General features: G+C 71.0%; 9 protein-coding genes and 1 tRNA gene. 5 read left to right on the forward strand and 5 right to left on the reverse strand.

Annotation, left to right across the window (positions count from 1 at the left end):
• The first annotated feature begins 5 nt into the window (after positions 1-5).
• From AB4Y83_RS15240 to fabF, 3 genes are all read left to right on the forward strand, one after another.
• Complete coding sequence (locus AB4Y83_RS15240; protein ID WP_442297384.1) at positions 6-1,061, forward strand: beta-ketoacyl-ACP synthase III; 1,056 nt, start codon at positions 6-8, stop codon at positions 1,059-1,061.
• A gap of 137 nt (positions 1,062-1,198) precedes the next feature.
• A complete protein-coding gene (locus AB4Y83_RS15245) occupies positions 1,199-1,447 on the forward strand; it encodes an acyl carrier protein (RefSeq protein ID WP_020145270.1) in 249 nt (82 codons plus the stop codon).
• Positions 1,448-1,592: 145 nt separating this feature from the next.
• Positions 1,593-2,843 carry a beta-ketoacyl-ACP synthase II gene (fabF, locus tag AB4Y83_RS15250; protein WP_442274658.1) on the forward strand — a complete coding sequence of 417 codons (1,251 nt, stop codon included), beginning with the start codon at positions 1,593-1,595 and terminating at the stop codon, positions 2,841-2,843.
• Positions 2,844-2,922: 79 nt separating this feature from the next.
• Here the strand turns inward: fabF and AB4Y83_RS15255 are convergent, their stop codons facing one another.
• The 5 genes from AB4Y83_RS15255 to AB4Y83_RS15275 form a co-directional block, all read right to left on the reverse strand.
• Positions 2,923-4,131, reverse strand: coding sequence for an RtcB family protein (locus AB4Y83_RS15255; RefSeq protein WP_442297385.1), 1,209 nt, complete (start codon positions 4,129-4,131; stop codon positions 2,923-2,925).
• A 131-nt stretch (positions 4,132-4,262) separates the two neighbouring features.
• Positions 4,263-4,637 carry a WhiB family transcriptional regulator gene (locus AB4Y83_RS15260; protein ID WP_056780035.1) on the reverse strand — a complete coding sequence of 125 codons (375 nt, stop codon included), beginning with the start codon at positions 4,635-4,637 and terminating at the stop codon, positions 4,263-4,265.
• On the reverse strand, positions 4,634-5,140 hold the full coding sequence (locus AB4Y83_RS15265; RefSeq protein ID WP_442297386.1) for an HNH endonuclease: 507 nt from the start codon (positions 5,138-5,140) through the stop codon (positions 4,634-4,636). Before AB4Y83_RS15265 ends, AB4Y83_RS15260 begins: the two co-directional genes overlap by 4 nt.
• Before the next feature lie 473 nt (positions 5,141-5,613).
• On the reverse strand, positions 5,614-6,129 hold the full coding sequence (locus tag AB4Y83_RS15270; RefSeq protein ID WP_082620014.1) for a DUF3145 domain-containing protein: 516 nt from the start codon (positions 6,127-6,129) through the stop codon (positions 5,614-5,616).
• 175 nt (positions 6,130-6,304) lie between these two features.
• Positions 6,305-6,646, reverse strand: a complete 342-nt coding sequence (locus AB4Y83_RS15275; protein WP_442297387.1) for a bifunctional 3-phenylpropionate/cinnamic acid dioxygenase ferredoxin subunit — start codon at positions 6,644-6,646, stop codon at positions 6,305-6,307.
• Positions 6,647-6,803: 157 nt separating this feature from the next.
• On the opposite strand from AB4Y83_RS15275, the gene AB4Y83_RS15280 reads away from it, so the two are divergent.
• Together AB4Y83_RS15280 and AB4Y83_RS15285 are read left to right on the forward strand one after the other, a co-directional pair.
• Positions 6,804-6,877, forward strand: a tRNA-Ile gene (locus AB4Y83_RS15280).
• 684 nt (positions 6,878-7,561) lie between these two features.
• Entirely contained in the window at positions 7,562-8,533 is a 972-nt protein-coding gene (locus AB4Y83_RS15285) for a zinc metalloprotease (RefSeq protein ID WP_442297388.1), read from the forward strand.
• Positions 8,534-8,587 lie beyond the last annotated feature (54 nt).

Below are 8,587 nucleotides of genomic sequence, written 5' to 3' on the forward strand. Positions count from 1 at the left end.
CTCACGTGACATCCACCAGCGCCACCGCGCCGACGCCCAAGGGCACCGGCACCCTCGTCGACACCGGCGCCGCGCGCCACTCGCGGATCCTGGGTGTGGGCGCCTACCGCCCCGCCCGCGTCGTCATGAACTCCGAGATCGTCGACAAGATCGACTCGAGCGACGAGTGGATCCGGGAGCGGTCCGGCATCATCAGCCGCCACTACGCCGCCGCCGACGAGAGCGTCATCGACATGGCCGAGGCCGCCTCCCGCCAGGCCCTCGAGCACGCCGGCGTCACGCCGGAGCAGATCGGCTTCGTCCTCGTGGCCACCGTCACGCACCCATACCAGACGCCGGCCGCGGCGCCCGAGCTCGCCTCTCGGCTCGGCTCGACGGCCCCGGCCCTCGACATCTCGGCCGCGTGCGCCGGCTACTGCTACGGGGTCGCTCTGGCGAGCGACATGGTCAAGGGCGGCTCGGCCGACTACGTCCTCGTCGTCGGCGTCGAGAAGCTCAGCGACTTCACCGACCCCTACGACCGCGGGAGCGCATTCATCTTCGGCGACGGCGCCGGCGCGTGCGTCATCGGCCCGAGCGACACCCCTGGCATCGGCCCGACCGTCTGGGGCTCCGACGGCACCCAGCGTGACGCCATCACCCAGAGGCAGGCCTGGACCGACGTCCGCGAGTCGTGGCAGTCCGCGCAGGCCGACAAGAACGTCTGGCCCGCGATCGGCATGGCCGGTCAGACCGTCTTCCGCTGGGCCGTCTGGGGCATGGCCCCGGTGGCGCAGCAGGCCATCGACAAGGCGGGCATCAAGGCCGACGACCTCGACGCCTTCATCCCGCACCAGGCGAACATCCGCATCATCGACGCCATGGTCAAGCAGCTCAAGCTGCCGGCCGACATCCCCGTGGCCCGCGACATCGTCACCACGGCCAACACGTCCGCCGCCTCGGTGCCGCTCGCGATGACCCGCATGCTCGCCGAGCAGGAGATCCCCAGCGGCGGCCTCGCGCTCCAGATCGGCTTCGGTGCCGGTCTGGTGTATGCCGCGCAGGTCGTCGTGCTGCCCTGAGCACTCCAGCACGGGCAGTCACAGCACTCCCGCCGGTCCCGACGGGTCATTCGGGCCACGGATTGCCATCCACCACGGATGACAGCCCCGAGCACCACCGCAAGCACGAACCGCCAACACGAACAAGGAGCAGACAGATGGCTCAGTCCGAGCAGGAGATCCTCGAGGGTCTTGCCGAGATCGTCAACGAGGAGACCGGCCTCGACACCGCGTCCGTCGAGATGGACAAGTCCTTCACCGAGGACCTCGACATCGACTCCCTCTCGATGATGACGATCGTCGTCAACGCCGAGGAGAAGTTCGGCGTGCGCATCCCGGACAGCGAGGTCAAGAACCTCAAGACCGTCCGCGACGCCGTCACCTTCATCGCCGGCGCGCAGTCCTGATGCACCCGGTCGGCGCCCGGCACCACCGGGCGCCGGCCGAGCCGCACCGGCGGCTCTCGCCACCCACGCAGCACCACAGCAGCCTCGTCAGACCCAGCACCACTCGCACCACCCCACCCCACTCGACTCAGAGGAGCACGTCACCATGACGTCCAATCGCGACCGACGCGTCGTGGTCACCGGTCTCGGAGCCACCACGCCCCTGGGCGGTACCGCCACGGAGACGTGGGAGGCCCTGCTCGCCGGCCGGTCCGGCGCCCGTACGATGGACTTCGACTGGGTCGCCAAGTACGAGCTCCCCGTCACGTTCGCCGCGACGATAGCGACCCAGCCGATCGACGTGCTCGCCAAGGTCGAGACGCGCCGTCTCGACCCGTCGAGCCAGTACGCCCTCATCGCCGCACGTGAGGCGTGGGCCGACGCCGGCGCCCCTGAGGTCGACCCCGAGCGACTCGGAGCCGCGATCGGCTCCGGCATCGGCGGCGTGTGGACCCTCCTCGACCAGTGGGACGTGCTCAAGGAGAAGGGCCCGCGCCGCGTCTACCCGCTCGCGGTCCCGATGCTCATGCCCAACGGGCCTGCCGCAGCCGTGTCGCTCGACCTCGGCGCCCGCGCCGGGGCCCACACGACGGTCAGCGCGTGCGCGTCCGGCGCCGAGAGCATGGGCTACGCCATCGACATGATCCGCACCGGCCGCGCCGACGTCGTCGTCGCCGGCGGCACGGAAGCCGCCGTGCACCCGCTGCCCATCTCGGGGTTCGCCGCGATGCAGGCACTCTCGACGCGCAACGACGACCCGGCCGGAGCCTCGCGTCCCTACGACACCGGCCGTGACGGCTTCGTCCTCGGTGAGGGCGCCGCCGTCATCGTCCTCGAGTCGGAGGAGCACGCCCGCGCCCGCGGCGCCCGCATCTACGCCGAGCTCGCGAGCGTCGGCATGTCCGCCGACGCCCACCACATCACCGCCCCCGAGCCCAACGGCTCCGGTGCCGCACGGGCGATGCTGTTTGCGGTCGAGCGGGCCGACCTGTCACCGACCGACATCATCCACATCAACGCGCACGCCACCTCCACCCCCGTCGGTGACGTGGCCGAGTACAACGCCATCAAGCGGGCCTTCGGCGACCACACCGAGAACATGTCGGTGACGGCCACGAAGTCGATGACCGGGCACCTGCTCGGCGCGGCGGGTGCGCTCGAGGCGGTCATCACGATCCAGTCGATCTACCACCGCCTCGTGCCGGCGACGATCAACCTCGACGACCAGGACCCCGAGATCCCCCTCAACGTCGTCACGGGTGAGCACCAGAAGCTGCCCGACGGCGACATCGCCGCCCTGAACAACTCGTTCGGCTTCGGCGGCCACAACGTCGCCCTGGCGATCCGCAGCATCTGACGCACCTGCCTCACGGAGTGCCCACCCGACGTGCTCGTCGGGTGGGCACTCCGGGTTCCGGCGCCCGCGCGTCCGCGTGTCAGCCCTTGACGCAGAGCAGGGTGTTCAGCCTCGCGACGACCTCCACGAGAGGGCTCGGCCCGGTCGCCTGTGCCGCGATGACTGACTCGAGATCCTTGTAGGCAGAAGGGATCTCGTCGATGACCCCAGCGTCCTTACGGCACTCCACCCCAGCCGTCTGGGCCCGGAGGTCCTCGACGGTGAACTGCCGCTTCGCGGCGTTGCGCGACATCCGGCGGCCCGCCCCGTGGCTCGCCGAGTTGAAGGACGCCGTGTTGCCGAGCCCGCGCACGACGTATGACCCGGTGCCCATGGATCCCGGGATCAGCCCCAGGTCGCCCGCTCCGGCTCGGATCGCGCCCTTGCGGGTCACGACGACGTCCACCCCGTCATACGTCTCCTCCGAGACGTAGTTGTGGTGGCAGCGCACCGGCTCGTCGAACACGACGTGCGGGAAGTGCCTCGCCACGACCTCGCGCGTCGTCGCCATCATCACCTCACGGTTGAGCAGGGCGTACTCCTGGGCCCAGTAGAGGTCGTGGAGGTATGCCGTCATCTCGTCCGTGTCGGAGAGGAACACCGCAAGGTCACGGTCGGGCAGCCCGAGGTTGTGCTCGAGCGTCTTGGCCGTGGCGATGTGCCGCTCCGCGAGCTCCTTTCCGATGTTGCGCGACCCCGAGAGCAGCATGAGCCACAGGTGCCCGTCGTCGCCCTCGCACAGCTCCCAGAAGTGATTGCCCGATCCCAGCGAACCGCACTGCGCCGCAGCCCGACCAGCACGGTCAGCGACCCGCGGGGCCCGGAGCTGGACGAAGCGGCCCATCAGCCCGTCGAACCGCCTCGCGAGGCCCGCGTCGCGCGAGAGCACCGGGGCCGCGCCGTCGTGCGCGTGCCAGCCGACGGGGAGAACGGCCTCGATGGCCGACCGCAGCGGGCCGAGGTCGTCCGGAAGGTCTGCAGCGGTGAGGTTCGTGCGCACCCCGGTCATGCCGCAGCCGATGTCGACGCCGACCGCAGCCGGGGAGACGGCGTCGCGCATGGCGATGACCGAGCCGACCGTGGCGCCCTTGCCGAGGTGGACGTCGGGCATGACGCGCAGGCCGTGGACCCACGGCAGACGGCTGATGGTGCGCAGCTGCTCGAGGGCCGCGGGCTCGACCTGAGCGGGGTCGGCCCACATCAGGGTGGATGCCTGCGCGCCCGGGAGCGCGACAGGGAAGGTGGTCATGGTCGTCATCCTCTCGTGGTGCCGGGCGGTCGCCCGGTCTCGTGTAACCCGTGGGGTGGTCAGTCGGGTGAGGGCGTATGCCGGGTGGCGGCGTCCGTCGCGAGCGCGCCACCCGGCATACGTCCTCGGTGTCAGGCGCTGCGCGCCGTGTCGTGCGCCGACGGGCGCACGTTGCCGGGGAGCTCGGTCGTCGGGCGCCCCTTGGCGAGCAGCTGCCCGCCCCAGACGCCCCACTCGAGGCGCTGCTGCGCCACGGCCAGGCAGGCCTCGGCGAGCGGGCACGCCCGGCACACCGTCCTGGCCTGATCGGCCTCGGCCTCGGTGGCCGGCCAGAAGAGGTCCGGATCCTCCGCCGCGCAGAGCGGCAGGGCGCCGCCCAGCTCGAAGGGATGCTCCGACGCGGCGCGGAAGATCCACGCGTCGAGCGCCTGGCCGCCCCGGGTAGCCGGGCGGAGACCGACCTGTCCGAGGGACTGGGTGCGAAGGGTCGTACGGTTCCTCGTCATCTGGCGGGCTCCTTCCCGAGCTCGGTGACGTGCGTCGCGGTCGATGTGGTCGTCCGGGCGAAGTGCAGCTGCACCCGGGTCGGGACGTAGGGCTCCCAGCGCAACGGCATCCGCGCCTCGTCCGGGGTGCGGTCACCCTTGCGGAGGTTGCACGGCTCGCAGGCCGCCACCGCGTTGGTCCACGACGTCGCACCGCCTCGCGATCGCGGCAGGACGTGGTCCATGGTCGTGGCCGTGAAGCGGCCGCAGTAGGCGCACTGGTGCCGGTCGCGAAGCAGCACACCCTCACGCGAGTAGGCGGCCCGGGTGCGCGAGTAGAGCCACTTCTGCTCGACGTAGCGCACCAGCCGTACGACGACCGGCACCTGGTAGGGGCCGAAACGCTCTGTCGCGTGGACCTCGACGGGGGTCGCGACGCCACGCCAGATCATCCGCACGGCGTGCCGCACCGAGACGCGGTGCAGCAGCGTCTCGTCGGCGTTCCACACCTCGACCTGGGTCATGGTCGGTCCTCCTCTCCGTGGTGTCGTCGGGGTCGTCGTGGGTCGTCAGGTCGACGGGCGGCACGAGAAGAGCCGCCCGTCCGGGTCATCCCGGGGGCGGCTCGACGATGGGAGCGGGTGAGGCTCGTCGCGTCAGCGAGGTCGCAGGCAGGGACGTCGTGGCTGGGGGTGCCGGATGCCGCACTCCCCGACGAACGGGTAGGCCACATCGGCGAGGCACAGGCTGCGCTTCGCTTTCATGGTGAGTCCCGTTGCCATGACAGGCCTTTCGTCCGCGGACGGTGAGAAGTGTTGGGGCACAGCGGTCGTCGCGCCCCGGTCGATGATGACAGACCGCAGCACCCGTCGGCCAGCGGTTTTCCGAGGACCGTTCGCTGCACCAGACATGACGAGGGCCCGGGAGCACGAACCGCCCGGGCCCTCGTCACCTCGTGCACCGCGCTGGAGGCCGCGGCGGGCGAGGCGTCTGGTGGTCAGCCCACCTGGTGCAGCCAGCGCACGGCGGCGCCGTCACCGGCGTAGCGGAAGACCTCCAGCTCCTCGTCCCAGGGGACTCCGAGCAACAGGTCGATCTCGTCCTGGAGCGCCTCGACGTCGCCGCGCGTGCGCAGGATCGCCTCCCTGAGTCGGTCCTCCTGGACGACGGCGTCTCCGGACGCCGACGTCATGGCGTGGTGGATGCCGAGCCGCGGCGTGTAGGACCATCGAGCCCCGTCGCAGCCGGGCGACGGCTCCTCCGTCACCTCGTAGCGCAGCCCGTCCCAGCCGCGCAGCGCGCTGGCCAGCTCGGCCCCGGTGCCGGGGGCGCCGGTCCAGGACAGCTCGGTCCGCACCATGCGAGGCGCGGCCGGCTGGGGGATCCAGTCGAACGTCAGCGGCTGGTCGAGCACGGCCTCGATCGCCCAGGTGATGTGCGGGCAGAGCGCGGCCGGGGCTCCGTGTACGAACAGAACCCCGCGTGTCGTGGTGCGCGGCATCGCGACAGCCATCCGAACCTCCTGAAGTTGCAGGGACGTCTTCCCCAACGCCTGCTGCTTCACGTGCCGGTGGACTGACTCGGTGGTGCCGGATGAACGTGCTCGACGGCGAGCACTTGCCCATTGTGCACCACGAGACACATCGGCACCAGCAGTCTCAGGAACCGATATGTGGCTTTCGCTCCGCTCAGGTACCGGCGGCCACGCCCGGGAAGAGGTGGACCTCGTCGTCCCGGACCTCCAACTTGTGGGTGCGCACCGGCTTCGTCGCCGGCAGGCACATCGGCTTGCCGTCGCTCAGGCAGAAGCGGGTGGCATGGAGCGGGCACTCGACCTCGCCGGCCTCGATCCACCCGTCGGCCAGGGAGGCGTCCTCGTGCGAGCACGTGTCGTCAAGGGCGTAGTACGTGCCGTCGTCGTCGCGGAAGAGCGAGATCGGCTCGTCCGTGCCCGTGACCGCCGTGTCGAGGACGAGCGCCTCACCGGGCTCGACGTCGTCGACCGCTGCCACGCGGATGCCGTCACTCATGCTCGTCGTTTCCTCACGTGCCCGGGGTCGGTGGTCAACGGCGAGCCTAGACGTTGGGTGCCCGGCGACCGTGCCCGCCCAACGCCCGCCTCCACGACGGTCGCCGACCGGTCGCTAGACTCCGACCGATCTCAGCGGCCGAGCTGCTGACGGTCCCGGGGCAGTAGCTCAGCCGGTCAGAGCAGCGGACTCATAATCCGTCGGTCCAGGGTTCAAGCCCCTGCTGCCCCACCGGACACGGGTGGCGCCGGCGCGCCGCCACCGTGGGGGGCTGGCCGGCGGGGTGCGACCACCGCCGGCCAGTCCTGCACCGAGTGGCCCGCTCGCGGACCGGTCGGCACCCGGACGGTGTTGAGGGGAGAGCACGGACCCGGGGGTGGGAGTCGGGCCCGGTGCTCGTCGACCACGAGGGCCGCGCCGTCCGCCGGGCCGCGCCGACCCTTCTCCCGAGAAGGGGCCTGCGGGCCCTGCCCCCGGTGTCCACCCGCGCCGGCACGTCCCGTGAGGAAACCGCACAGATCGGGGCAGTCAGGACACCGACCCGCCACGGGCCACGACGTCGCCGGACAGCGGTCGGGGCGGGTCCCGCCGACTCCCCCGGCAGAACCCGCCCCGTCCTCACCCCCCAGCCGGCTCCCCCGCCGGTCCTACCCCGACCCGTCCCCCCACGGTGCTGTCGGGCTTCCTCCCCCACAACGACCACTGTGCCGTGCGGACTGCAAGATCGAAACCCCCCAAATGCCGTGGTTTCCGCAAGATTGCCGCAAGCCGGGCGACGGGATCCGTCGTGTCACAGGGCTCGGGCCGACCGTTCCGCCCGGTCAGACTTCGTGACCGGCCAAGGCCCCGTGGAGACCCCGGCGCGGAGTAGGTTCCGAGAACTGCACGCCGGGGCCACCACAGGGGAGATCACGTATGCCACGCAAGCCCGCCCTCCGCTGGATGGCCGTCACCGCCGCCGCGTTCAGCGTCGTCGCCGCCGGGTCGTCCGGCGCGACGGTCAGCGCCGCTCCGACCGGTGCCACCCACGCCCCCACGGAGGCCTCGCCCGGTGCGGCCGCGTGCGAGACGGCGCCCGACGTGGCGCGCGTCCGTGCCGGCAGCACCGCCAAGGAGCCGGAGCTCTACTCCACGAACGAGGCGAACGCATACGGCGTCGTCAAGGACGCGCCACGGATGTCCAACGGCAGCGTCCACGTCCCGACGGTCTTCCACGTCGTCTCCGACCACGCGCTCTCGGTCACCGAGAAGGCACGCTGGCAGCGACTCATCACCGCGCAGATGACGGTGCTCAACAACTCGTACAGCGGCAGGACCGCCCCGGGTGCGGCCGACTCACCGTTCCGCTTCTCGCTGGCGAAGATCGACTACACCGTCAACGCGCAGTGGTACACCGTCACGCCGGGCAAGACCGAGCGCGACATGAAGAAGGCGCTCTACACGGGCAACTCCGAGACGCTCAACGTCTACTCCGCGAACATCGGCGGGGGTCTGCTCGGCTGGGCCTACTTCCCCAAGGGCTACAACAACGGCCGCGACTTCATCGACGGCGTCGTCATGCTCGACGAGTCGATGCCCGGCGGCACGGCCGGCAAGTACGCCGAAGGTGACACGCTGACCCACGAGGTCGGCCACTGGCTCATGCTCGAGCACACCTTCAAGGGTGCCTGCTCCGCCAGCGGCGACTTCGTGGCCGACACCCCACGGGAGGCCGTCCCGCACTTCGACTGCCCCACGGGGGCCGACACGTGCAGCGCGCCCGGACTCGACCCGATCCACAACTTCATGGACTACACGCAGGACTCGTGCATGAACATGTTCACCCACGGCCAGGTCGAGCGGATGAACGACGCCTGGGTCGCCTTCCGCAAGGTCCGGACGACCTGACGGTCGCTGCGCCGCCCGGCAGATGGCGTATGCCGTGTGCTGCGGACGTGGGGG

Source organism: Terrabacter sp. RAF57, from assembly GCF_052113925.1.
Lineage (GTDB): Bacteria > Actinomycetota > Actinomycetes > Actinomycetales > Dermatophilaceae > Terrabacter.